At 43.6% G+C, this 25,555-nt stretch carries 18 protein-coding genes, 1 tRNA gene and 1 pseudogene; 3 read left to right on the top strand and 17 right to left on the bottom strand.

All coding sequences use genetic code 11. The annotated features are described in order from the left end of the window. Positions 1-31 precede the first annotated feature (31 nt). From aroB to ACR63N_RS01685, 7 genes are all read right to left on the bottom strand, one after another. On the bottom strand, positions 32-1,114 hold the full coding sequence (aroB, locus tag ACR63N_RS01715; RefSeq protein ID WP_367106223.1) for a 3-dehydroquinate synthase: 1,083 nt from the start codon (positions 1,112-1,114) through the stop codon (positions 32-34). A 51-nt stretch (positions 1,115-1,165) separates the two neighbouring features. Next, positions 1,166-1,795, bottom strand: a complete 630-nt coding sequence (gene aroK / locus ACR63N_RS01710) for a shikimate kinase AroK (RefSeq protein ID WP_367105122.1) — start codon at positions 1,793-1,795, stop codon at positions 1,166-1,168. 169 nt (positions 1,796-1,964) lie between these two features. Further along, positions 1,965-4,304 carry a type IV pilus secretin PilQ gene (gene pilQ / locus ACR63N_RS01705; RefSeq protein WP_367105121.1) on the bottom strand — a complete coding sequence of 780 codons (2,340 nt, stop codon included), beginning with the start codon at positions 4,302-4,304 and terminating at the stop codon, positions 1,965-1,967. A 27-nt stretch (positions 4,305-4,331) separates the two neighbouring features. After that, entirely contained in the window at positions 4,332-4,865 is a 534-nt protein-coding gene (locus ACR63N_RS01700; protein ID WP_367109705.1) for a pilus assembly protein PilP, read from the bottom strand. 1 nt (position 4,866) lies between these two features. After that, entirely contained in the window at positions 4,867-5,598 is a 732-nt protein-coding gene (locus ACR63N_RS01695) for a type IV pilus inner membrane component PilO (RefSeq protein ID WP_367105119.1), read from the bottom strand. Then, positions 5,595-6,245: a PilN domain-containing protein gene (locus tag ACR63N_RS01690; protein WP_367105118.1), complete on the bottom strand. Its 651-nt coding sequence runs from the start codon at positions 6,243-6,245 to the stop codon at positions 5,595-5,597. Before ACR63N_RS01690 ends, ACR63N_RS01695 begins: the two co-directional genes overlap by 4 nt. Continuing rightward, positions 6,245-7,300: a pilus assembly protein PilM gene (locus tag ACR63N_RS01685; protein WP_367105117.1), complete on the bottom strand. Its 1,056-nt coding sequence runs from the start codon at positions 7,298-7,300 to the stop codon at positions 6,245-6,247. Before ACR63N_RS01685 ends, ACR63N_RS01690 begins: the two co-directional genes overlap by 1 nt. A gap of 191 nt (positions 7,301-7,491) precedes the next feature. On the opposite strand from ACR63N_RS01685, the gene ACR63N_RS01680 reads away from it, so the two are divergent. Further along, on the top strand, positions 7,492-10,212 hold the full coding sequence (locus tag ACR63N_RS01680) for a penicillin-binding protein 1A (protein ID WP_472782369.1): 2,721 nt from the start codon (positions 7,492-7,494) through the stop codon (positions 10,210-10,212). A 4-nt stretch (positions 10,213-10,216) separates the two neighbouring features. On the opposite strand, the gene ACR63N_RS01675 is transcribed toward ACR63N_RS01680, so the two are convergent. Beyond that, positions 10,217-10,747 (bottom strand): DUF6586 family protein, encoded by a 531-nt coding sequence (locus tag ACR63N_RS01675; RefSeq protein WP_472782368.1) that lies wholly within the window; start codon positions 10,745-10,747, stop codon positions 10,217-10,219. 178 nt (positions 10,748-10,925) lie between these two features. Between ACR63N_RS01675 and ACR63N_RS01670 the strand changes: the two genes are divergently transcribed. Then, on the top strand, positions 10,926-11,441 hold the full coding sequence (locus ACR63N_RS01670; protein ID WP_367105913.1) for a transposase: 516 nt from the start codon (positions 10,926-10,928) through the stop codon (positions 11,439-11,441). Then, a pseudogene (locus tag ACR63N_RS01665) lies at positions 11,426-12,268 on the top strand (IS3 family transposase); the annotation flags it as partial. The gene ACR63N_RS01670 and the pseudogene ACR63N_RS01665, both read left to right, overlap by 16 nt. Positions 12,269-12,357: 89 nt before the next feature. On the opposite strand, the gene rpoC reads toward ACR63N_RS01665, so the two are convergent. The 9 genes from rpoC to ACR63N_RS01620 form a co-directional block, all read right to left on the bottom strand. After that, positions 12,358-16,575 (bottom strand): DNA-directed RNA polymerase subunit beta', encoded by a 4,218-nt coding sequence (rpoC, locus tag ACR63N_RS01660; RefSeq protein ID WP_367107549.1) that lies wholly within the window; start codon positions 16,573-16,575, stop codon positions 12,358-12,360. Positions 16,576-16,771: 196 nt separating this feature from the next. Then, positions 16,772-20,890: a DNA-directed RNA polymerase subunit beta gene (rpoB, locus tag ACR63N_RS01655; RefSeq protein WP_367107550.1), complete on the bottom strand. Its 4,119-nt coding sequence runs from the start codon at positions 20,888-20,890 to the stop codon at positions 16,772-16,774. A 721-nt stretch (positions 20,891-21,611) separates the two neighbouring features. Continuing rightward, on the bottom strand, positions 21,612-21,986 hold the full coding sequence (gene rplL, locus ACR63N_RS01650) for a 50S ribosomal protein L7/L12 (RefSeq protein ID WP_367105112.1): 375 nt from the start codon (positions 21,984-21,986) through the stop codon (positions 21,612-21,614). A gap of 120 nt (positions 21,987-22,106) precedes the next feature. Continuing rightward, positions 22,107-22,634: a 50S ribosomal protein L10 gene (gene rplJ / locus ACR63N_RS01645; protein WP_367107551.1), complete on the bottom strand. Its 528-nt coding sequence runs from the start codon at positions 22,632-22,634 to the stop codon at positions 22,107-22,109. Between the two features lie 423 nt (positions 22,635-23,057). Beyond that, positions 23,058-23,759 (bottom strand): 50S ribosomal protein L1, encoded by a 702-nt coding sequence (rplA, locus tag ACR63N_RS01640; RefSeq protein WP_367105110.1) that lies wholly within the window; start codon positions 23,757-23,759, stop codon positions 23,058-23,060. Then, entirely contained in the window at positions 23,759-24,190 is a 432-nt protein-coding gene (gene rplK / locus ACR63N_RS01635) for a 50S ribosomal protein L11 (protein ID WP_068405081.1), read from the bottom strand. Before rplK ends, rplA begins: the two co-directional genes overlap by 1 nt. 92 nt (positions 24,191-24,282) lie before the next feature. Next, the gene (gene nusG, locus ACR63N_RS01630) at positions 24,283-24,813 is read right to left on the bottom strand and encodes a transcription termination/antitermination protein NusG (RefSeq protein ID WP_367105109.1); all 531 of its coding nucleotides are present in this window, start codon (positions 24,811-24,813) and stop codon (positions 24,283-24,285) included. 57 nt (positions 24,814-24,870) lie between these two features. Further along, positions 24,871-25,359, bottom strand: coding sequence for a preprotein translocase subunit SecE (gene secE, locus ACR63N_RS01625; RefSeq protein ID WP_367105108.1), 489 nt, complete (start codon positions 25,357-25,359; stop codon positions 24,871-24,873). A 50-nt stretch (positions 25,360-25,409) separates the two neighbouring features. Next, positions 25,410-25,485, bottom strand: a tRNA-Trp gene (locus ACR63N_RS01620). Between the last annotated feature and the right edge of the window lie 70 nt (positions 25,486-25,555).

Genomic DNA, 25,555 nt, shown 5'->3' with positions numbered 1-25,555 from the left:
TGAAGAGCGCGGCACCACAATGTAGGATAAGTTATGACAACACCTCGGTCAGTAATGACGCCTCGAAGTCATCTGTCAATACAGCTTGCCCCAACGATTTTAACAAAATTAGCCGGATTTGTCCTTGTTTTACCTTTTTATCATGACCCATCAAATCAAGAGCCGTATCGACTGCAATTGGCGGCGGCTCAGTTGGTAGGTTGGCGAGCTTCAACACATGCTTGATACGCTCTACATCATCAACACTTAGCCAGCCCATCTTCTGTGATAGCTTGGCGGCCTGTACCATGCCAGCAGCCACGGCCTCACCGTGTAGCCAGTTGCCGTAGCCTTCGTGAGTTTCGATGACATGACCAAAGGTATGACCAAAATTGAGCAATGCTCGCAGACCAGCTTCTCTTTCATCCTGCGCGACAACAGTGGCTTTGTACTCACAGCAGCGCTTTACCGCCTCGCCAAGTATGGCTAAATCTAATGCCATCATCGCTGGTAAATTTTGCTCAAGCCACGTCAAAAACTCGCTGTCCATAATAAGAGCGTATTTGATGACCTCGGCCACTCCAGCTGACAACTCACGCGCGGGCAAAGTTTGCAAAGTGCTCATATCAGCAAGCACCATTTGCGGCTGCCAAAAGGCACCAATCATGTTTTTGCCTTGACGATGATTGATACCCGTTTTACCGCCAACGCTTGAATCGACTTGCGACAACAGCGTGGTTGGAATTTGAATAAAATTCACGCCGCGCATAAAGCTTGCCGCCGCAAATCCTGTCATATCACCTATAACGCCGCCGCCAAGCGCAATCAAAGTGACATCACGATTAAAGTGCTGCGCCATTAATGCGTCATAAATCTGATCGATGCTTGCTTGATTTTTGTATTGCTCACCATCGGGCAATATACAAACCGCGACCGTAAAGCGCTTCGCTAATTGTTCTTGCAAAGGTTGTAGATACAAAGGGGCGACGGTATCATTGCTGACAATCAATACTTGTCGTCCACTGATATAAGGGGTTATTTGTTCAGCAATGGTGCTTTTTGCTCGAATGATGATTGGATAGTCATGGCTTTGAGTATGTACGGTTAAACCGTCGCTAAATAGTGGCATTACCATAAGGTCTTCCTATATTTTATATCTACGCTTAGTATGCTTAGGACTTGTAGCTTATTCATTCGCTGAAGGTTTAAGCGTTGAAGCAGTGTTGGTATCGGTCACGGTATTGCTTATTGTCTCTGTTTGAGTATCCATTATCGATCTTGTATGTTCAGACTCAAAAAAACTCTCAAGTTGCTGCAGTAATTTGTTGACCATATGCCGAGGATACGTATGACCTGTTGGCAAAATAATATGCGCTATCTGTTGATACAACGGGTCACGAATATGATATAGATCTTGTAAGATTTGTTTAGGGTTGGGCTTTTGTAGCAGTGGTCGCGATTTATCTTTAGACGTGCGCGCTATTTGCACCTCAACGGGTGCATTAAGGTAGACGACTATACCGCGCTCGTGCAAGAACTTTCGATTATCAGCAGACATAACTGCGCCGCCGCCAGTTGCCAACACAATCTGCCGACGCTTAGTCAACTCGTCAATAGCCCGCGTCTCACGAGCACGAAACCCCGACTCTCCTTCTTTGGCAAATATCCAAGCAATATCGGCACCGGTTTGCGATTCAATATACCAATCACTATCCACAAACTCGCGTCCCAGCTGCTTAGCAAGCAGTCGGCCTATCGTGGTCTTTCCTGCCCCCATCGGCCCAACTAAGAACACTGATGGCAATTCCTCCCGCATAATACACACTCAGATAAATCAACTATCATACAACGTCATTAATATTCTGGCTAGTAACAAGCTATATTTATTGTGTGTACAGCCATTTTCAAAACCTCTGCACACAAAAAAGCAAGCTCTTAGGCCTGCTTTTTCTATTAAAAACTTTATTAGTCTCTTTAAGTTCAGTCTAATTCAAACGACTAGTGCCATCATTGATCAGCTTTGTGGTAATGAAAATGAGCAATTCTTCTTTTTCGTTACCGCGTACATCTCTACGAAATGCACGGCCAATATAAGGCAGATCACCTAAGAAAGGTACCTTATCAACACCATTTCTAGTGGTATTTTTGAAAACACCGCCCAAAACAATGGTTTGACCGTCTTCTACAACGACATTGGTAGAAATAGAGTCCTCAGCAATAGCTACAATGCCATTACCAAATACTGGCGAGCCGTTGGTAATCTCTAGCTGTAAACCAATCTTGCCATCAGGCGTGATATTTGGAGTGGCCTCTAAGCTCAGAGCCGCTTCTTTAAAGCTGGTAGTAGTGGCACCGCTGGCAGAGGCTTCTTGGTAAGGAATCTGCGTTCCTGAAGATATCTTGGCAGTTTGTTTATCAGCAGTCAAAATCTTAGGTGTTGATATGACCTCGCCGCGATTGTCTGCTTGCATAGCCGAGAGCTCAAGATCAAGCATAAAATCTGATAGACCCAGCAGACCAAAAGCGATACTTCCTGCGGGATTATTCACACCCAAATCTACGTTTAAATTTTGCGGACGGCTGATATCGTAGGATGGATAAGAGACCGTTTGCCCATTAACCGTTGTGGTTTCAACATCGAAGTCTTTGAGATCCCATAATGTCTGATCGCTACCACCCACCAGCAGATTGCGGTTATTAGCCGCGCCATCAGATAAAATACCCCAGCGTACGCCAATCTCTTTACTAAAGCTATCAGAGGCACTAACGATCCGCGCCTCAATCATTACTTGCCGTACAGGAATATCGATTTTGCTGATCAGTTTATGAATATTTTCAATGCTGCCTGCCACATCTTTAACAATAAGCGTATTAGTACGCTCGTCAATGGTGACTGTACCTCGATTAGACAGCAGCGTATTATTATCATCAATGTTGCCGGTATCGGTATTAAGAGCGCTGTTATTACCCGTAGGCCCGCTACCTTGTGAGATAAGATTTAGCACATCTGCCGCTTTAGCGTAACTAAGACGGATATACTCAGTGCGCAGCGGAGCATAGGCTTTGACCGCTTGCTGAGCTGCAAGCTCTTGTGCTTCTTGCTCAGCAAGTTCGGTAGACGGAGCGATGAGTATCACGTTGCCATTCTCACGCTTGCCCAAATTCTTACTTTTTAAGATGATATCGAGCGCTTGATCCCAAGGTACGTTGATTAGACGCAGCGTAATGTTACCACTTACTGAGTCGCTAGCAACGATGTTCATATCAGTGAACTGCGCTAAAATATCAAGAACGCTACGAATCTCGACGTCTTGAAACTCCATAGATAGCGCTTCACCGTTATAGACTTTTTCTTCAAGCGTCGGATCCCGTAAGAGCTCAGGCTTATTGATGCTGATGTTGAGCTGATTGCCTGATTGATAAGCCTGATATTCATAATCACCAGTCATATTGATAGTAATGACACCACTTTGACCTTGGTTTTTAGTATCGACACTATCTACTAAGCCACTGTTGATGTTTAAACGGCGCAACAGGTTTTTAGGTACGGTACTGCCTGTCAATCTTACTACCAGCTTATTGCCTTGACGCTGTACATCGACAGGAATCGCTTCATTAGCAAGCATAATACTGATATCACCGCCGCCATTACTACCTGCTGCAAAATTCAGAGCGCTCAGACCATCATAGCTATATTGTTTACTCACCTGTGAGGAGGCAAGTCTTGGATCCAATAGCGGGTTGACACGTACCACCATAGTATTATCAGCAGGCGCTTTTACTTTGATATTATTAGCACCGGTAATAATAGGAGTAACCCCTGCGCTACTGGTTTCAACAATAGGGGTTATGATCGCAGTCGTTGCTGGCGTAGTCACGGTCTGTGCGGCTAATACACGACTGGGATCGGTGAGAGTAAGCAGTAAATCGTTACCATCAATAGCAGTAGTATAATTGCCGCTTTGTTTTAACCCTACAATTAAGCGCGTGGTACTATCGCTGTTTAGAGTAGTAACATCATTGACCATACCAATATTATAGTCGTTAAAGCGGCTTGCAAGTCCATTTTGTACTTGCTCAAAATCCAAAACCAAACGGCTTGGGTTATCGAGCTGATAAGCAGAAGGTAGTACAGGTGCACTGCTAAATCCGAGACGCATTTGCGTAACAGCAGGTGCTGTCTGTACTACAGAGACGTTATTGATGCGCGGTTCAGCGTAAGCGCTGCTGCTAACAGCAACCATACTGATTGCTAATGCAGATATCGCAAAAGTCGAGGACATACGGTTATTCATCGTCATTATCTTGTTACTGCGTACTGTCATTATTTATTCCTCAAAAAATCTGCCAACTTAACTTATAGGAGAAACCAGCGATTGTGGTCTTTCAATAAACCCTGCGCGGCTGTCTGGCACAATTTCAATCAAATTAATCTGGGTTGGAGTGATCTCAACAATACGACCGTCATTCAATCCAAGATAATCACCTACTTTAACGCTAGTAACTGATCCATCTGGGCGCTGTATTAGTCCATACTGCCGACCTTCAGGCGATATCACCATTCCCCGAAAAGTCAGCTGGGCAATTTCATACTGTTCAAGAGGCTGTTTTGTTCGAGTAATATCAGGACGCACGCCATCAGTAGAGACTGCTGAATCTTGTACATTTACAAGACTGGGTGGCAAAAAGGGACTACGTACTAGGCTTGCACTGTATACAAAATCCTCTACCAGCTCAGCTTGCGGCGGTGGCTCAATAGGCTGTGAAGGTGAATTACGGATATCATCCATCGCCTTTCCTGCAATACCAATGCGATCCGTACAACCAGTTAACCATAAAGTGGTGATGCTTAAGGTGATGAGGACTGGCAGTTGTTTTATATTCATATTAGTTGCCCTCAGCCGTAGCTTCAGTTGCTGGCGTCGTTGCTACCTCTTCAGCCGTTAAGTCTTTTGAGCGATAAGTCTTGGTTTGTAGTACTAAGTTCAGCTCTGGCAGGGTATCCAAAGTTGGCTGCGGATTGCTGACTTCAAAGTCGTGCATCGTGACAATTCGCGGCAGAGCTGCAAGGCCACTAATAAAGCTACCAAACTGATGATACTCACCTAGAGCCGCAATACGAATCGGCTGCTCGATGAAAAACTCATTTTCAATCTCAGGCTCTACTGAGATATCTTGAAAACGAATATTACTGCCAACACCAGTCATATTGATACCCTCTACCAACTCTGAAACCCGAGTATCTTTGGGAAGCTGATCAAGTAAAGTCTTAAACTCGCCTTCCATCTGATTAACCTGAGCTTTATAAGCTTCTAAATGACGGGCCCGTGATTCTTTTTCGCGGTAGCTGTCTAGTAAAGTTTGCTGTTCACTCTCAGCCGCTTTAATAGCGTCAATCTTGCTACTGATCGGCATAGCCCAAGATAAGGCAGCAATGAAGCCGATGATGAAGATAAATACAGTTATCTTGACTGGTAGGGGCCAGCTACCATAGTTTTCACTATCTAACGACTCAAAACTACGGCGAAAGTCATTGAAATTAAATTGTTTTTTAGGAGTTACGGCCGGATTTTTAACTTTTTTAGTTTTCAGCAAACTCTTTTTGCGCGCAAGTTTCACAACTCACCTCCAGACTCAGCACTGTCATCAGGATCGATAGTCTCTAACTGCACTTGCGTTGTCACTACAAACTGTACATAGCTGTCTTCAGGGTATATGGGACGTGCCTGCTGGCCGTCAGTTACCATCTCGTTTAGAGCAGGCGCGGCCTGATAGGCAGTAATGTTTTGCTGGATGTTACGCACAGCAGAACCCCCCATCCATTTAGTATTGTCTAAGTTACGGATCAAACTAGACACCACATTGGGGTTATCAGCAAGTCCGGTCAAAGTGAGCAAGTCACCTTCGCGCTTAAAATTGTTAATATAAAGTGCAGGCGGTATGGCTTTAGCGATGTCATCCCATAAATGCACGGGAACTGGACGCCGCCCTTGTAAATCTTGAATCACTTGCATACGCGAGATAATATCTGCTCGGCGTTGCTCCAAACTATCAATCTCAGTGAGCGCCGTATCTAGACGACTGTTTTCTTGCTCGATAAGCGCATTAGCATCGCGCTGTTCTTCAAGCTCATTATTGAAATAGCTCCAAGAGGCAAAGGCTGACAACAACGCTAATAAAATAACAGCTACAACCAAAGTCATGAACTCTTTGTTGCTGCGTTCGCGCGCTTCTGCTCGCCAAGGTAATAGATTAATACGAGCCATTAGTCAAAGCTCCTAAGCGCAAGGCCACAGGCAGCAAGTAAGCTTGGCGCATCAATAGCCAGCTGCTCACTATCTACATAAGGGTCTACTGTCATATTGATAAAAGGATTAGCTGTAGTGACGGGGACGCCAAGTTTCTGCTGCACCAGCTTAGATAAGCCTGAGATAGCACTACTGCCGCCAGCAAGTACCACGTGATCAATACTATTGTATTGGCTAGAGGAGAAGTAAAATTGTAATGAGCGCGTGATCTGCTGAATAGTACTTTCCATAAACGGCGTTAGGATCTCAGAGTAATAATCATCAGGCAGTGCAATCTCGCGTTTATTAACCGAAGCTTCTTCAAATGATAGGCCGTAGCGATTTTGAATAGCTTCTGTTAACTGCGCGCCGCCAAATAGTTGTTCGCGGCTATAAACGAACTCACCATTTTTGGCGATATACAGCGTAGTCTGGTTGTGACCGATATCCACTAGTGCTACCAGCTCTGGCAAGCTTGGTAAACTATCTACCATCAGCGCAAACGAGCGCTCAATAGCATGCGACTCAATGTCCATGATCTTGGTTTTTAAACCACCAAAAGTCAGCGCATCTACGCGCTGATCAACGTTTTCTGATCGTGAGGCTGCCAGTAGTACTTGTACTAAATTTTCATCAACTAATGAGGGACCTAGTACTTCAAAGTCCAAATTAACTTCTTCTAGCGGATATGGGATGTATTGATCAGCATCTAGGCGAATTTGAGCTTCGCGCTCAACGTCGCTTAACCCTGCATCCATATCGATAATTTTAGTAATGACTGCTGAACCTGTAACTGCGGTAGCAGCATCACTACCTGTAGCTTGACAACGTTTGGCTGCACGCGTAATAGCATCACCTACCGCCTCGGTATCAATGATTAGCTTATCGACCACCGTACCCAACGGTAACTTCTCAATACCATAAGCTTTTAGATGAAATATCCCTTGTTGACGCTGTATATCGACTATTTTTACAGAGGTAGTAGATATATCTACTCCAACTAGATGTCGACCTTTAGAAGAAAGTAGCCTCACAAACGCTTTACCTTATATAATTTTACTTTTTGAAATCATTTAGTAATAAATAGATACAATACGTTACTTAATAGACATATTCAAGTATTTAAAAACACTTTGGGAACAAATTACACTTTTAGCATGACCTGAATGTTTGGTTCGCTGTATAATGGAACATTTGCTACTGATTTTAATAAATAAGTTTGATTATGACCCAGAAAAATGCTACTGCTCGTCTCGTTAAATTTTTGGTGGGACTTGTTATTGCCGGTCTAGCTCTAGTGGTTGTTCTTGCATTAACTGTGCCAATTGGCTTCTATGGTATGGCGATGTATTTGTCGCCAACGCTACCTAGTATTCAAGAAATCAAGACGGCTAGCCTTGAGATGCCGCTTCAAATATATAGTAGTGACGACAAGCTTATTGGTCAATACGGCAACCGTATGTCGTTGCCTGTTACCTTTGAAGATATTCCTGATAATCTAATTAATGCTTTTTTAGCAGCAGAAGACTCTTCGTTTTTTCAACATAGCGGTATCAGCATCAAAGGGCTTGGGCGTGCGGTTACCGAAGCCGTTACTGACGATGAGAGTCAGACCGGTGGTTCTACCATTACTATGCAGGTTGCCAAAAATTACTTTTTGAGCCCTGAGCGTACTTTGAACCGAAAATTAACTGAATTGTTTCTAGCGCGCAAAATGGAAGACGAGCTGAGCAAAAACGACATTCTGACTCTATATGTCAATAAGATATATTTGGGCGAAGGCGCCTACGGTATTCGAGCCGCTGCCAAAAAATACTACAGTAAATCTTTAGATAATCTAACCGTAGCTGAGATGGCTATGCTTGCAGGCCTACCAAAAGCACCTTCAAAGTATAATCCTGTTGCTAATCCTGAGCGCGCGCTTACTCGCCGCAACTGGATCGTTGGCCGTATGTATGAGCTTGGGTACATCGATAAGGCCCAGCACGATGAAGCTATTAACGCACCTATTGGCTTAAAGCTGTACCAAGAAAAACTTGATGTCAATATGCCCTATTTGGCAGAGATGACCCGTTATGCACTAGTTAATCGCTACGGTGAACAAGTCGTCAATGGAGGGTGGCGGGTACGCCTCACTGTTGATAGCGAAGCGCAGCAGGCTGCTGAGGCAGCTGTATTAAAAGGATTGATTGCTTATGATCATCGCCATGGTTGGCGCGGTGCTGAGGCCAACGATGAGCCAATTGAGAATTTCCGTCGTTACGGCGGTATGTTGCCTGCCAAAGTAACCAAGGTCAACTCGCGCAGCTTTGAAGCTACCTTGCCGTCTGGTGATGAGGTTACAGTCAACTGGTCAGGTATGAGCTGGGCGCGCAAGTACTTTTCAGCTGACCGAATTGGCTATTATCCTGGCAACGCGTCACAGATTGTCAGTGAGAATGACATTATTCGTCTTATCTCAACAGCCAATGGCAATTGGCAACTGGCACAAATCCCTGAAGTACAAGGCAGTCTAGTTTCCTTAGATCCAGATACGGGAGCTGTTAATGCGTTAGTTGGTGGTTTTGACTTTAATCACAGTAAATTCAACCGTGCGCTACAAGGATGGCGTCAACCAGGGTCAACGATTAAACCGCTCATTTATACTACTGCTTTAGAAAAAGGTTATCGTCCAGACAGTATTGTCTCAGACCGTCCTATACAAGTGGGCGACTGGGAACCTAAAAACTCTGACTCCCGTTTTTTGGGTGACATTACCTTACGCCGCGGTTTATATCTATCACGCAACCTAGTCTCTATACGATTGTTACAAGCTATTGGCATCTCTGATGCTCGCAACTTATTAGATCAGTTTGGTCTTGATAAAGAGAAGCTGCCAACAACATTGTCATTGGCACTAGGAGCAGGACAAGCAACGCCGTTACAAATGGCAACCGCTTACGCTACCTTCGCTAATGGTGGTCACCGCGTTCAACCTTATTTTATTGAGCAAGTGTATAACTACAACAATAAATTATTGTTTCAGGCCAATCCGCAGCAAGCCTGTGCTTTGTGTTTCAATGAACAAGTCGACGACCTTAATAAACAGCTGATTACAGAGTATGAAGCGTCTGTTGAGGACGATACTGCAGACGACGCTACTAGTGATACTGAGGATGAGCAGACCGCTGATCAGAACCAAAATATAAAAAAGAGCGAAAGTGAGGACGGTGACCAAAATAAAGCAGATAGCAATACAGCTATTGATCTAGATATTTATGATGCCAGTCCAGAGGCGGATCGTTTGCATGCCCCTGTAGTACAATATGTCAATGCGACTCAAGCACCGCGCATCTTACAGCCTAGGGTTGCTTATGAGATGGCTGATATATTGCGTGATGTGGTACAGCGCGGTACGGCTGTAAAAGCTAAAAGCTTAGGTCGCAGCGATATCGGTGGTAAAACAGGAACCACCAATGAAGCCAAAGACGCCTGGTTTGCAGGGTTCCATCCCACTAATGCTACGGTCGTTTGGATGGGTTTTGATCAGCCCTCCACACTAGGACGCCGTGAATACGGCGGGGTGGCAGCACTACCGGTATGGATGGATTTTATGAAATCACAGCTCAGAAATCGGCCTCACCAATGGGTATCCGTTAATAACAAAGCAAAGTCAGAAAAGCAGAAACTACGTGTACTAGAGATGACCGATGATGGAGTCATAGAATCCGATGATGATAAAGACACTAGCAGTGCGCTAAAACCAGTTAAGACTCAAACACAGCAGCGCCCAGTGCCTGCCCCTAGTGTTGAAGAAAGCGCTAATACTGATCGTAGTGCTAATACCAATAATCGGCGTCCAGCATCATCAAGACCGACAACGCCTCCTAGTAGTAGCACCCCGCAAAACCCGCTGACAGTGACGCCCGTAGAAACTATGCCACCTATACCAGAGATAACTGATTAACCCTCTAAAACTCTACCATACCGGCGCGTAGCTGCTCAATAAGCTCTAAAAACTGCTGGCGCCATTCACGGATAGTTGATTCATCGGGCAACCACTGGTTGGACAAAGTCACCACATTAACGATCAAATCTTTTGGCTTGTCTTCTATATGATCAGTACTTTCACTAGCGCTCAACTGATCAGGCAATACAGCATACAGACAACGCTGGTAAGCTCGCTCTATATTAGCCAAAACCCCCTGTTGCTGCAGCTGTTGTAAGCGCTGCACCTCTGGTGATACTTGCGTGCGTGCACTTAATGCTTGCTCGATATCTGCCAAAGTGGGTGCTTTCATATCCAAACTATAGAACTGAGCAAGCTCCTGCATAAAGGCCAAAAAAGTTCCATATAAATGAAAGATAGCGGTCTCACAGTGTGCTTGATACAGCTGTTTATTAATACTACTCCCTGCCGCTTGACAAGAAAGACGACAAAAATAAAGTTTTTGGTTGGTTCTATCCGCTTGATATTTAGCAACTCGGCCTTTGTCCGCCATGCGCTTATCCTCATATAATTAGCCATGAAATAACTACGACCCGTAAAGAAGTCGCCAATAGTAGTGTACTACTTTGTACAGAAACACCAATACTAGTTTTTTACTTTTTTAGGCGTGCAAAAAAGCCAGCAACTGAACTGCCCCCCATAAGTTGGACACAATTTATGGGGGTTATTTTATGCGTTACGATCTAGACTTTAAGATCAAAGTCATAGCATACTACAAGCAAGGACATAGCGGACATGCTACCAGTGAGAAGTTTTCTGTAAATCCGCGGTTTGTCAGCAAATGGGTCGAGCAATATCAACATGGTGGCATAGACGCTATCAAGCCTAAGGTCGATAGGACTAAATACAGTAGCGACTTTAAGTATAAAGTGCTCGCTGTGATGTTATCAGAAGGACTAAGTCAGTCTGAAACTGCCCTTAGGTTTACTATCAGCTCACCTGCGCTTATTAGCCACTGGCACAACGCTTATCGACACTACGGTATGTCTGGACTCACCTCTAAATATAAAGGTAGTAATCCTATGACCTCTCCTATCACAGACAAACCTGATGAGGACAAGACCCTAGCAGAGCTCAAACGTGAGAACGAGTATCTACGAGCGGAGAATGCGTATTTAAAAAAGCTCGATGCCTTGCTCAGAGCGGAGGAACAAGCAGACAAAAAGCAAGGCTCATCGAAGGACTAAGACAACAGCACGTGTTATCTGACTTACTCACCATAGCAAAGCTTGCAAGGAGTAGTTTCTACTATCATAGAGCGAGTCTTTGGGATAAAGACAAATACGCTCCCTTGAAACAGCGCATCCGTGATATCTACCACCAGCATAAAGGTCGATATGGCTATCGTCGAATCACTCAGACACTTAAGAATGAAGGACTAAAGGTCAACCATAAGCGGGTTGCAAGGCTTATGGGACAGCTTAAGCTGACTGCCAGAATCAGACGACAAAGGTATCGATCCTACAAAGGACAGTGCGGCGTTATAGCTAAGAACAGGGTCAAGCGTAAGTTCAGAGCAGGTGCGCCTAATCGCAGATGGTTTACTGACATCACTGAATTTAAGGTCGGCGGTGATAAGTTGTATCTATCACCCATACTCGATGGCTACAACAATGAGATCATCAGTTATACGCTCTCAAGACGACCCGTCTATGATTTAGTCAAACAGATGCTTGAGCGTGCCGTTAAAAACATACCTGCAAAGCGCAAAGAGGAGCTCACCCTGCATTCAGATCAAGGCTGGCACTATCAAATGAAACCGTTTGCAAGTACGCTTAGAGCGAATCATATTAACCAAAGTATGAGCCGTAAGGGTAATTGCTTAGACAATGCATTGATGGAAGGGTTCTTTGGTACGCTCAAATGTGAGACGATTTATATTGAGAAACCGAATACCATTGAGGATTTAGAGCAACAGATTCATGAGTATATCCACTACTATAATCATGAGAGAATTCAACTTAAACTAAAAGGACTGAGTCCTGTAAAGTACAGAACTCAGTCCTTGATGTAAACTTAAACTGTCCAAGTTTAGGGGGTCAGTTCAAACACGGCTGGCTTTTTTACATCTAATTTAATTAATGACTTATTTAAATAATAAGACTAGCTATCTTGATTAAGCTCTTGAGCAAAGGCTTCATCAAAGCTTGCAAAGTCTTTACTATCAGTGTCAGCAGTGATATCAAAAGCAGCATTGATATCATTATCTTTCAGTTTTTGCTCAGTTTTCTCTTTACGAGACTTATGATAAGCCAAACCTGTACCAGCTGGGATCAGGCGGCCAACAACCACGTTCTCCTTCAAACCACGTAGCTCATCAACCTTACCAGTAACCGCAGCAGCAGTTAGTACACGAGTAGTCTCTTGGAAAGACGCCGCTGAGATAAAGCTTTCTGTAGCTAGGCTAGCTTTAGTAATACCAAGCAATTGACGCTCAAACTGTACTGGGAATTTATCTTCCTCAATAAGCTTCTCGTTCAATGCTTTAATATCAGCATATTCAGCCTGATCACCTTTGAACTGATTTGAATCTCCGCCGTCAGTGATCTCAACTTTGCGTAGCATCTGACGAATAATAACTTCAATATGCTTATCGTTGATCTTCACCCCTTGCAAACGATAGACGTCTTGTACTTCGTTAACGATATAGTTTGCTAGTGCCGTCTGACCTTTTAGACGCAAAATATCATGCGGGTTTTGCGGACCATCGGCGATAATTTCACCGCGGGCTACTGTCTCGTTTTCAAAGACGTTGATCTGACGCCATTTTGGAATCAGCTCTTCATGCACCTCGCCATCTTCGTTGGTGATGATAAAACGGTTTTTACCTTTAGTCTCTTTACCGAAGCTGACCACACCGGTCATCTCTGCCATAATCGCATGGTCTTTAGGACGACGCGCTTCAAACAAATCAGCTACCCGTGGTAGACCACCCGTAATATCCTTAGTACCTGAGGTTGCTTGCGGTACGCGGCCAAGGATCGAACCTGCGGCTACTTTTTCGCCATCGCTTACGCGAATGATGGTTTCAGCGGGCAAGAAGTAAACCACTTCTTTGCCTTCGTCCGTATTCAAGATAATAGCCGGACGTAAGTCTTTTGCCGTACTTGAACGATCACGAGTCGCCAAAATCTCAAACGAGCTCATACCAGTTGCATCATCAACTTTAACGGTAGCTGTCATACCATCGGTAATATCACTAAAGCGTGCAGTACCCGCAAATTCAGTAATAATGGGATGCGTATGCGGATCCCACTTAGCGATAGTCTGACCACCTTCAACTTGATCACCATCTTTAACTAAGACGCTTGAACCATAAGGCACTTTATAACGCTCACGCTCACGTCCCAATTCATCCGTCAAAGCGATCTCAGCTGAACGCGAGACGATAACTAAGTGACCATCACTATGCTCAACAGTTTTCATATTCTCAAAGTGTGCTTGACCCGCGTTACGAACTGAGATGCTGTTCTCTACTGATGCTGAGCTTGCCGCCCCGCCCACGTGGAAAGTACGCATTGTTAGCTGAGTACCTGGCTCACCGATAGACTGAGCTGCCATGACACCTACTGACTCGCCAATATTGACTTTGTGACCGCGAGCAAGATCTCGGCCATAGCACTGCGAACAGACGCCATGCGCGATATCACAGGTAATGACTGAGCGTACCCAAATGTCATCAATAGCATTTTCGTCTAATACGTTAACCCAATGCTCATCGATCAAAGTACCCGCTGGTACCAAAATCTTTGAATCATCGTCGTTGTAAGTGACATCACGAGCCGTCACACGGCCAAGTACTAAATCACCAAGCTTTTCAATGATCTCGCCACCTTGAATATGCGGCGTCATCAATAAGCCTTGCTCAGTACCACAATCATCACTAGTGATTACCAAATCTTGTGCCACGTCTACCAAACGACGCGTCAAATAACCTGAGTTAGCGGTTTTCAGCGCGGTATCGGCAAGACCTTTACGTGCACCATGCGTTGAGATAAAGTACTGTAGTACCGTCAAGCCTTCACGGAAGTTGGCCTTAATCGGCGTCTCGATAATAGAGCCATCCGGTTTTGCCATCAATCCACGCATACCAGCGAGCTGACGAATCTGCGCTGCACTACCACGCGCACCTGAATCTGACATGATATAGATTGAGTTAAAAGATTTTTGCTCTTCTTCCTCGCCCTGAGCATTGATGACTTTATCAGTAGCTAGGTTATCCATCATCGCTTTGGCGACTTTGTCGTTAGTACGTGACCAGATATCAACCACTTTGTTATAACGCTCACCTGCAGTCACAAAACCTTGCTCGAACTGATCTTCAATCTCACGAACTTCAGCTTCTGCCACTTCGATAATGTCTTTTTTGTTTGGCGGAATGACCATATCATCTAAGCCAATAGATACGCCAGACAATGTCGCTTGAGCAAACCCTAGATACATCAATTGGTCAGCGAACATAACGCTGTCTTTAACGCCCATTTTACGGTAGCAAGAGTTGATCAAGCGCGAGATATTTTTCTTGGTCATCTCTTGGTTACACTCATCAAACGCCATACCTTTAGGCATGATATTCCAAATAAGCAAACGACCGGCAACCGTGTCCTTGAGACTGGTTGCTTGGGTTTGATTGCCATCTTCATCAATACTGGTTTCAGTGACACGCACTTTGATCTTGGCATTAACATGCAGGTCATTTGAGCCAATAGCACGCAGTGCTTCATTGACGGTAGCAAAGATCATGCCCTCGCCCTGGGCATTTACTGATGAGCGGCTGATATAGTACAAACCAAGTACCACATCTTGTGATGGTACGATAATCGGATCACCGTTTGCTGGTGATAAGATATTGTTGGTTGACATCATTAAAGCGCGCGACTCAAGCTGTGCTTCTAGGGTTAACGGCACGTGTACTGCCATTTGGTCACCATCGAAGTCAGCGTTGAAAGCTGTACAAACCAGCGGATGCAACTGAATCGCTTTACCTTCAATCAATACCGGCTCAAATGCTTGCAAACCCAAACGGTGCAAGGTTGGTGCACGGTTAAGCAGCACAGGATGCTCACGAATAACCATCGCTAGCATATCCCACACTTGTGGCTCTTCACGCTCGACCATCTTTTTGGCCGCTTTAATGGTGGTTGCCATACCGTGCGATAACAGTTTTGCATAAGTAAATGGCTTAAATAACTCAAGTGCCATTTTTTTCGGTAAACCGCACTGATGCAAACGTAGCGTTGGACCGACAACGATAACTGAACGTCCAGAATAATCGACACGCTTACCAAGCAGGTTCTGACGGAATCGACCTTGCTTACCTTTAATCATATCTGCTAAAGACTTAAGAGGACGCTTGTTGCTACCAGTAATCGCACGGCCACGGCGACCGTTATCTAGTAGCGCATCGACTGACTCTTGTAGCATACGTTTCTCGTTACGTACGATGATATCAGGAGCGCTTAGCTCAAGCAGACGCTTTAGACGGTTGTTACGGTTAATAACGCGGCGATAGAGATCGTTTAGATCTGAGGTCGCAAAACGGCCACCTTCTAGTGGTACTAGTGGGCGCAAATCAGGTGGTAGTACTGGCAAGATGGTCATCACCATCCACTCAGGCTTATTATTAGAATCACGGAAGGCTTCTAATAATTTGAGACGCTTAGACATCTTTTTAAGCTTAGTCTCAGAACCAGTTTGCGGAATGGCTTCGCGCAGCTCATCAATCTCAATATCAAGATCAATATCTTTTAATAAGTCTTGTACCGCCTCAGCACCCATCTTGGCAACGAATTCATCACCAAACTCTTCAAGCGCTTTATAATAGTCTTCATCGTCAAGCAATTGATACTTCTCAAGACTGGTAAGACCAGGCTCGGTAACGATGTAGCTTTCAAAATATAAAACACGCTCAATATCACGCAAAGTCATGTCAAGAAGTAGACCAATACGGCTTGGTAATGATTTTAAGAACCAAATATGCGCAACAGGACTGGCCAAATCGATATGGCCCATACGGTCACGGCGCACTTTAGCAGTGGTAACTTCAACACCGCATTTTTCACAAATAACGCCTTGGAATTTGCGGCGTTTATACTTACCGCACAGACATTCAAAGTCTTTTACCGGACCAAAGATTTTGGCGCAGAACAGACCGTCACGCTCAGGCTTGAAGGTACGATAGTTGATGGTTTCAGGCTTTTTAACTTCACCGTGCGACCACGACTTGATTACATCAGGTGATGCTAGGGTAATTTGAATACTATCGAATTCACGATTACCGCTAGCGGTAGGGCTTTGCATAATATCGAGTAAATCTTTCAAGTTGCTTCTCCGTTATCTTTATAATCATCTTGCCCTATAGATAAGTCGACAAGACGAATGAAGGCAATGAATAGGGTTGAGATAAATGACTAAAAGCAGCAGCACAATAATGTACTGCAGCGTACTGCCTTTAGTGGTTCATTAAGTTTAATCAGTCATGCTTGTGAGAAATCTACAAGCATGGACTTATATAAACTTAGTGAGTTTCTTTTAGCTCAATATTAAGACCCAATGATTTGATTTCTTTGGTCAGTACGTTAAATGATTCAGGCATACCTGGATCCATGTACTGTTCACCATCAACGATGTTCTTGTACATACGAGTACGGCCTTCAACATCATCTGACTTCACTGTCAACATCTCTTGCAAGGTGTAAGTTGCGCCATATGCTTCTAATGCCCACACTTCCATCTCACCGAATCTCTGACCACCAAACTGCGCTTTACCGCCTAGTGGCTGCTGTGTGACTAATGAATAAGAGCCTGTTGAACGTGCATGCATCTTATCGTCAACTAAGTGGTTGAGTTTGAGCATATACATATAACCAACGGTCACCTTGCGATCAAATTTCTGGCCGGTACGACCATCATATAAAGTTTGCTGACCATCACGGTCTAAACCTGCAAGCTCTAATAGATCTTTAACTTGGTGCTCATGTGCGCCATCAAATACCGCTGTACCCATAGGCACGCCGCCACGTAAGTTGCTTGCCAATGCCATGATATCGTCATCAGATAAGCTATCGAGATCGACTTGCTCACCGCCAACTTTATTATAGATTTGATCTAAGAAATCACGCAGATCCTTCATAGCCGCTTGTGCTTTGAGCATACCATCGATCTTTTCGCCCAAACCTTTCGCCGCCATGCCTAAATGCGTCTCTAACACCTGACCGATATTCATACGTGATGGCACACCCAATGGGTTTAACACGATGTCAACAGTATTACCGTTCTCATCGTAAGGCATGTCTTCGATCGGCATAATGCGTGAAACCACACCTTTATTACCGTGACGACCCGCCATTTTATCACCAGGCTGAATACGGCGCTTAACCGCTAAATAAACTTTAACGATTTTTTGAACGCCATGCTGCAAATCATCGCCAGCAGTCAATTTACGCTTTTTCTCAGCAAACTTGCTATCGATATCTTTTTGCTTGTCCACCAAGTAATCTGCAATTTGCGTTAAACGCTCAGAGATTTCTTCTTCAACAGGCTGGATATCGAGCAGAGTCTCTAAAGTCATATCTTTCATATCATCGGCTTTCATAACCGTACCGGCTTTTAGTCCCGAACCGCCGCTGATCTTTTGACCATCAAGTAGATTGCTGATACGACCACGTGCTGCCTCTTCAAAAATACGTAGCTCTTCTTTTAAATCTTTACGGTAGCTATCAAGCTGAGATTTTTCAATGGCGCGCGCACGAGCGTCTTTTTCAACGCCATCACGGGTATAGACTTGTACGTCAATAACCGTGCCTTTACTTGATGTTGGTACACGCAGTGAGGTGTCCTTAACATCAGCCGCTTTTTCACCAAAGATGGCCCGTAGTAATTTCTCTTCTGGCGTTAGCTGCGTCTCACCTTTTGGCGTCACTTTACCAACTAAGATGTCACCTGCGTCCACTTCGGCACCAATATAGACAATACCTGCCTCATCAAGACTTGACAGTGCAGCTTCACCAACGTTTGGAATATCAGCAGTAATCTCTTCTGTGCCAAGCTTAGTATCACGCGCCACACAAGTTAATTCTTGAATATGAATGGTAGTAAAACGATCTTCTTTCACTACTTTTTCAGACAGTAAAATCGAATCTTCAAAGTTATAACCATTCCATGGCATAAAGGCGATACGGATGTTCTGACCCAAAGCCAGCTCACCAAGATCCGTTGATGGACCATCGGCTAGAATATCACCAAAGGCAATCTCATCGCCTTGGTTAACGATGATGCGCTGGTTGATACAAGTGTTTTGGTTTGAACGCGTATATTTGATCAAGTTATAAATATCGATACCCGCTTCACCTGCTTGCATCTCATCTTCGTTAACACGAACGACGATACGTGACGCATCAACATCTTCGATCACACCGCCACGCTTAGCAATAACGCAAACACCAGAGTCACGCGCTACATGACGCTCCATACCTGTACCTACTAACGGCTTATCAGCGCGTAGAGTTGGTACCGCTTGACGCTGCATGTTCGAGCCCATCAAAGCACGGTTGGCATCGTCATGTTCTAGGAATGGGATCAGACCTGCTGCTACTGATACTACCTGACTTGGTGAGACGTCCATATGCGTCACTTTGTCAGCAGGCATACGTACAAATTCCCCATAGCTACGCACACTGACCATCTCATCAGCAAGCTCACCTTTGTCGTTCATAGGCGAATCAGCCTGCGCAATCACAGTACCCACCTCTTCAATCGCTGATAGATATTCGATATCATCAGTGACTTTACCATTAACCACACGGCGATAAGGCGTTTCTAAGAAACCAAAGCTATTGGTTTTAGCAAAGGTTGCTAAGGAGTTGATCAAGCCAATGTTTGGACCCTCAGGGGTTTCAATCGGACATACGCGGCCATAGTGAGTATCATGAACGTCACGAACCTCAAAACCAGCACGCTCACGGGTCAAACCACCAGGACCAAGCGCTGAAACGCGGCGCTTATGTGTTACCTCAGATAACGGATTATTTTGATCCATAAACTGGGATAATTGACTTGAACCAAAGAACTCTTTGACCGCAGCTGCAACTGGTTTGGAGTTGATCAAATCTTGCGGCGATAAGTTATCAGATTCAGCTGATGATAAGCGCTCTTTAACCGCACGCTCAACACGCACAAGGCCGACACGGAACTGGTTCTCTGCCATCTCGCCCACTGAGCGAATACGGCGGTTACCTAAATGATCGATATCATCAACATCACCGCGACCGTTACGAATCTCAATCAGCTCTTTTAGTACATTTACAATATCGTCATTAGTTAAGACACTACGCTCGCGCTGGACGTCTGGATCATCGCTGTTCTCAAACTCCAAACCCAAACGACGGTTGAACTTCATACGACCAACGTTTGATAAATCATAACGATCAGGATTAAAAAACATACTCTCAAACAGTTTTTCAGCCGTTTCAACGGTAGGCGGCTCGCCTGGACGCATGACTTTATAGATCTCAATTAAGGCTTCTTCGCGGCTTGAGGTACTATCAGCACGTAGCGTATCAGCAATATAAGTACCTTGATCAATATCATTAGTGAATAAAATTGTAAAATCTTTAACAGAATCACTGGCTTCAAATGCACTTAGCTTAACCAATAGCTCATGATCAATTAGTGTATTGGCACGAGCGACAACTTCATCACCCACTACGATATCTTCGGCTAGAATACGCTCATAAAGATACTCATCAGGCACCGCAATGCGAGTCATTCCCGCTTCTTCAATTTGACGAATACGGCGTGCATTGATACGTTTGCCTTGCTCTACTAATACCTCACCTTCAGGGGAAACGATATCGAACTGTGCCATCTCACCGCGCAGGCGATCAGGAATGATATCGATCTCAAACTGCTCTTCACCTTTATAAACGGTAGATTTCTCAAAAAAGGTTTCTAAGATCTCACTTGTAGTAAGGCCTAGAGCACGTAGGATAATAGATGCCAGTAGTTTACGGCGACGGTCAATACGAGCAAATACTAAATCTTTGGCGTCAAATTCAAAGTCAAGCCAAGAACCACGATAAGGAATGATACGGGCGTTATAAAGTACTTTACCACTGGAGTGTGATTTGCCTTTATCATGATCGAAAAATACGCCAGGAGAGCGGTGCAATTGTGAAACAATAACGCGCTCGGTACCATTGATAATAAAGGTACCGTTGTCAGTCATGAGTGGAATCTCACCCATATACACGCTTTGCTCACGGATATCTTTAATTGCCGCTTTGCTATCTTTGTCTTTGCTATCTTTGTCTTTGATAATTAGACGGATTTTAACCCGCATTGGGGCTGCAAAGGTTGAGCCGCGTAGAATACACTCACGCTCATCAAACTCAGGCGTACCTAAATAATATTCGACAAATTGCAGCTCAGCATTGCCAGAGTGACTTTCGATTGGGAAAATAGAGGAAAACGCAGCTTGCAAACCAGTATTCTCACGAGCTTTTGGTTTTTTATGCTCTTGCAAAAAATGCTCATAAGAATCTACCTGAATAGACAGCAAATAGGGAATGTCCATCACAGTGGGCAATTCAGCAAAACTTTTGCGAATACGCTTTTTTTCAGTATAAGAATATGCCATCGAGAGTCCTTACAGTAGACGTGAAAACAAATGAAAAGCGTAGCTAAAATGCATCAATATTAAACTAGATAATACTGTCTAGAAAATACTGCACAAACTTAGCGACGTGAACGGTATAGAATAAACAATGCAATGTATAATATTAAAAGCTAAAATACTAAAAACCAATTTTGACCCAGCTATATGACTGCTTTTGTTCCTAATTTCAATAGCTCTAAAACTTAATAGCAATAATTATAAAATAACTCAGTATAAATATGCTTTTGAGTCTAATAAAATTCTAAGAGCTGTCAAATTTATAAAATTTACTAGTCATAGGCAACCTACCAAATTTACAAACCCGAATGTGAAAACAAGTATAAGAAAAAATACTATCGTCACTTATATCCACTGTCTATAAGTACAAATGCTGACAGCGAAACCGTTATAAATGAGAGACAAAATGATTGAGATAAACCGCAGTTGAATCAATATAAACCACAATGTTGATAGGAAAGTATGCAGACACGAAAAAATGCCAAACATCTATGGACGTTTAGCTTATATCAACTAATTTTAAAAACTGGCTTGTTTGTGTGCATGTATATCGTCTGTCCTTTTGATGAGTATCCACCGCTTGCGATACGACCGTTGGTAGACACAAAAGGTCAAGCCAGTAATTATAATAAAAAAAAGCCAGTAATGCAAGGCATTACTGGCTTTTTTTCGTACTACATCAAACTTATTTTAGTTCAACAGTAGCGCCAGCTTCTTCAAGCTTTTTCTTTAGCTCTTCAGCTTCATCTTTAGACGCGCCTTCTTTGATTGGTGCTGGAGCACTTTCAACCAAATCTTTCGCTTCTTTTAGACCAAGACCAGTCGCTTCACGTACGGCCTTGATAACGCCGACTTTTTTCTCGCCAAAGCTAGCAAGAATAACGTCAAACTCGTCTTTTTCTTCAGCAGCAGCGCCACCTTCAGCAGCAGCAGCAGGTGCAGCAGCAGCTACAGCAGCAGTTACGCCGAATTTTTCTTCCATATCGCTAATCAACTCAACGATGTCCATTACTGACATTTCGCTGATTGCGTTCAACACATCTTCTTTAGATAGTGCCATGAGTACTCTCCGTTATCTGATAAAAATTAATGAGTTTTAATGTCGTAAAACTGCTTGCTACCTATAAAAGCAGGCAATAATTAACAATCTACGACTTCAAAATTAAGTTAAAACAAGCTATTAAGCTGCTTCTTTTGCGTCTTTAACTGCTGCTACAGTGCGAACAAACTTACTAGGAACAGCGTTCATAGTTTGAACAAGCTTGGTCACTGGTGCGTTCATAGTGGCCATCAAGATAGAGATCGCTTCGTCGCGTGTTGGTAGCTTCGATACGCGCTCTAATTCTTCTGGACCATAAACCACACCACCAACTGATACCAATTTGGTTTCTAAAGCTTTGTTATCTTTACTAAAGTCAAAAACGACTCTAGCGGCAGATCCCAAATCTTCCATAGAAAAAGCCAAAAGTAATGGACCAGTCATACGGTCTGACATGCCCTCAAACTTAGTGCCTTCAAAAGCGCGTTTTGCTAGGGTATTTTTTACCACTTTCAAAACGACACCTTTATCCCGAGCTTGTTCGCGCAGCTGAGTAAGCTTTGCAACACCAATACCGTGATATTCGGCAGCTACTGCTGAGTAAGCATTAGCAGCAACTTCAGACACTTCAGCTACAACTTGTTGTTTTTGCTCTAGCGTTAATGCCATAAGTTGACTCCTTTAATCTTATCAATCAGCTCATCGTTTAAACATTTCAAACCGAAGTTTGCAAGCTTTTAAACAACTGGCTTATATTGACTTGATACGACACGTTGTTAATAGCTTTGATATATATAAAAGCTACTAACAACGACTAATTACGGCACCATTATCAGAATGACATCAAGTAATAGGTTACCCTATCGGCTCTTATCAACAACTGGGTGGGTCACCGTCTGCGTAGGACAATGAGGATTTTCATCGGTCATCGATTAACAACAGCAGCTTATCGATAGTATAATAGTGCTTCAAAGATCACTATTCTATAATCTCCAAACTGCTCTCTACCTACGGTCTTAGACAGCGTAGCAAATGCTACACTGACCTAATTTGAAAATTCTTTGAAATGGTTTATATAATAAACCAGTAATCTTATTTAGCCATACGATAAGGAACAGGATCGATAGTGATACCTGGGCCCATCGTACTAGATAAAGTAATTTTCTTGATGAAAATACCTTTAGAGGTTGCAGGCTTAGCACGCTTTAGATCAGCTAGCAAAGCTTGAGCATTTTGCATAACTTGCTCTGCTGTAAAGCCGACTTGTCCAATTGTCGTATGAATGATACCGGCTTTATCCACACGATACTGTGCTTGACCCGCTTTAGTATTAGCTACAGCTTCAGCAACGTTCGGCGTTACTGTACCTACTTTTGGGTTTGGCATCAGGCCACGTGGACCTAAGATAGTACCTAACTGACCAACAACACGCATAGCATCAGGAGCGGCGATAACCACATCAAAGTCCATGTTACCAGCTTTGATCTGATCAGCTAAGTCATCCATACCAACGATGTCAGCACCAGCTTCCTTGGCTGCTTCCGCAGCAGCGCCTTGAGCAAATACGGCAACGCGTTTGGTTTTACCAGTACCTGCAGGAAGATTAGTAGCTCCGCGCACGACTTGATCAGATTTACGTGGGTCAACGCCTAGATTTACCGCGATATCGATAGACTCTTTGAATTTAAGAGGGGGCAGATCATTTAAGATTTGTACCGCTTCTTCAATAGTGTACTGCTTTTCATTATCGATACGACTATTGATCTCTTTTTGGCGCTTAGTTAACTTTGACATTATACACCCTCCACGGTAATACCCATTGAACGTGCAGTACCAGCAATAGTACGGACAGCGGCATCAAGACCTGCAGCAGTTAAGTCTGCGTCTTTGGTTTTTACGATCTCTTCAAGCTGAGCACGATCCACTTTACCTACTTTTGCAGTGTTTGGCGTACCTGAACCTTTCGCAATACCAGCAGCCTTACGTAGCAAATACGCAGCTGGTGGTGATTTCATGATAAAGGTAAAAGATTTATCGCTATATACAGTGATCTCAGTTGGAATCGGTAGTCCCGGCTCTTGATTTGAAGTCGCAGCGTTGAATTCTTTACAAAACGCCATGATATTCACCCCTTTTTGACCCAATGCTGGACCAATTGGTGGTGAAGGATTTGCTTTACCTGCGGGCACTTGTAGTTTGATGTAACCATCAATCTTCTTAGCCATAACTTTCTCCTATATGGGTACTAACGCCAGTTTTTGAGTAGAATATTAATTAATAACCCACTAGAAAACAGAGGCTCCCCGGTTGATAAAATTTAGTCTAGCTTCTCAACTTTACTAAATTCAAGCTCGACCTGAGTAGGTCGGTTAAATACGTTTACGGTCAAATGTAATTTAGATTTTTCGTAATCTACTTTTTCTACTAGACCTTTAAAATCAGTAAAAGGTCCGTCAATAACTAGTAGCTCTTCGCCTGGCTCAAATAGAGTTTTAGGACGCGGTGTAGTTTCAGTTTGATTCAAACGATTTAAAATACGGTCAGCTTCTGCTTGCGTGATCGGTGCAGGCGTCTCAGGTGTACCACCGATAAAACCCATAATACGTGGGCATTCTTTGACAATATGCCAAGTATTGTCGTTCATCTCCATTTGGATCAACACATATCCTGGAAAAAACTTACGCTCACTTTTACGCTTCTTGCCGTCCTTCATTTCAACGACTTCTTCAGTGGGTACTAGAACATCACCGAAGTTTTCAGCAAAGTCGCTGCGGTTAATACGCTCGATTAATGAGCGTTGTACTTGTTTTTCATATCCTGAAAACGCTTGGACAATATACCAACGCATATGACGCTCCTAATCGTTAAAGTTAATCTCAAGTTAAAAGTTGCTAATACGCTGCTTTTAACCGATAAATATGCCTACAAACCAATTGAAAAAATTATCTAATAACCAAATAAAAAACCCAACAATCGCAATCACGACAATGGTTTGCCATGTGTATTGAAAGGTTTCGTCTTTGCCTGGCCAAGTTACTCGGCGCAGCTCAACCGCTGAATCTTTTAATAATGTTTTAAAAGCGCTACCTTGATTGGTTAATGCTAAGCAAACCAAAGCACTAATAATGAGAACAACAATGATACCAATACGTACCCAAACATCATTAGCAGGTTGCCAGTAGCCTGGTAGATACTGATTTACTAAGGTTGCACCAATTAAAAGTATAGCAGCCAGTAGCCACAAGATCATATCTTTTGCTGAGCCAGTTTTAGCAACTTCAACAGCAGTAGTTTTGTTGCTAGCTGATACATGCTGACCTTTAGTTAGCATTCCACCAGCATCTGCCTTGGCATCAGATAACTTAGAATCAAGGTTATCCTGATTATTGCTCATAAAGGACTCGCTCTGGGGATAAAGGCTACAACAAAGATTTGATAAAAAGATGGCAGGCGATGTAGGACTCGAACCTACAACCCTCGGTTTTGGAGACCGATGCTCTACCAATTGAGCCAATCGCCTATAGGTGTTAAGGCTGATAATTATACCTATCTTTATTAAGAATGCAAGTTTTAAGACGTTATTTAATTAC

This window comes from Psychrobacter sp. M4 (assembly GCF_055699795.1).
The sequence above is the reverse complement of the archived record's forward strand: the minus strand, read 5'-3'. Positions and strand labels throughout refer to the sequence as shown.

Coding starts and splice junctions, on each gene's coding strand:
- aroB (WP_367106223.1), bottom strand. CDS start 1,114: ATGGTAATGCCACTATTTAGCGACGGTTTAACCGTACATACTCAAAGC.
- aroK (WP_367105122.1), bottom strand. CDS start 1,795: ATGCGGGAGGAATTGCCATCAGTGTTCTTAGTTGGGCCGATGGGGGCA.
- pilQ (WP_367105121.1), bottom strand. CDS start 4,304: ATGACAGTACGCAGTAACAAGATAATGACGATGAATAACCGTATGTCC.
- ACR63N_RS01700 (WP_367109705.1), bottom strand. CDS start 4,865: ATGAATATAAAACAACTGCCAGTCCTCATCACCTTAAGCATCACCACT.
- ACR63N_RS01690 (WP_367105118.1), bottom strand. CDS start 6,245: ATGGCTCGTATTAATCTATTACCTTGGCGAGCAGAAGCGCGCGAACGC.
- ACR63N_RS01680 (WP_472782369.1), top strand. CDS start 7,492: ATGACCCAGAAAAATGCTACTGCTCGTCTCGTTAAATTTTTGGTGGGA.
- ACR63N_RS01675 (WP_472782368.1), bottom strand. CDS start 10,747: ATGGCGGACAAAGGCCGAGTTGCTAAATATCAAGCGGATAGAACCAAC.
- ACR63N_RS01670 (WP_367105913.1), top strand. CDS start 10,926: ATGCGTTACGATCTAGACTTTAAGATCAAAGTCATAGCATACTACAAG.
- rpoB (WP_367107550.1), bottom strand. CDS start 20,890: ATGGCATATTCTTATACTGAAAAAAAGCGTATTCGCAAAAGTTTTGCT.
- rplL (WP_367105112.1), bottom strand. CDS start 21,986: ATGGCACTATCTAAAGAAGATGTGTTGAACGCAATCAGCGAAATGTCA.
- rplJ (WP_367107551.1), bottom strand. CDS start 22,634: ATGGCATTAACGCTAGAGCAAAAACAACAAGTTGTAGCTGAAGTGTCT.
- rplA (WP_367105110.1), bottom strand. CDS start 23,759: ATGTCAAAGTTAACTAAGCGCCAAAAAGAGATCAATAGTCGTATCGAT.
- rplK (WP_068405081.1), bottom strand. CDS start 24,190: ATGGCTAAGAAGATTGATGGTTACATCAAACTACAAGTGCCCGCAGGT.
- nusG (WP_367105109.1), bottom strand. CDS start 24,813: ATGCGTTGGTATATTGTCCAAGCGTTTTCAGGATATGAAAAACAAGTA.
- secE (WP_367105108.1), bottom strand. CDS start 25,359: ATGAGCAATAATCAGGATAACCTTGATTCTAAGTTATCTGATGCCAAG.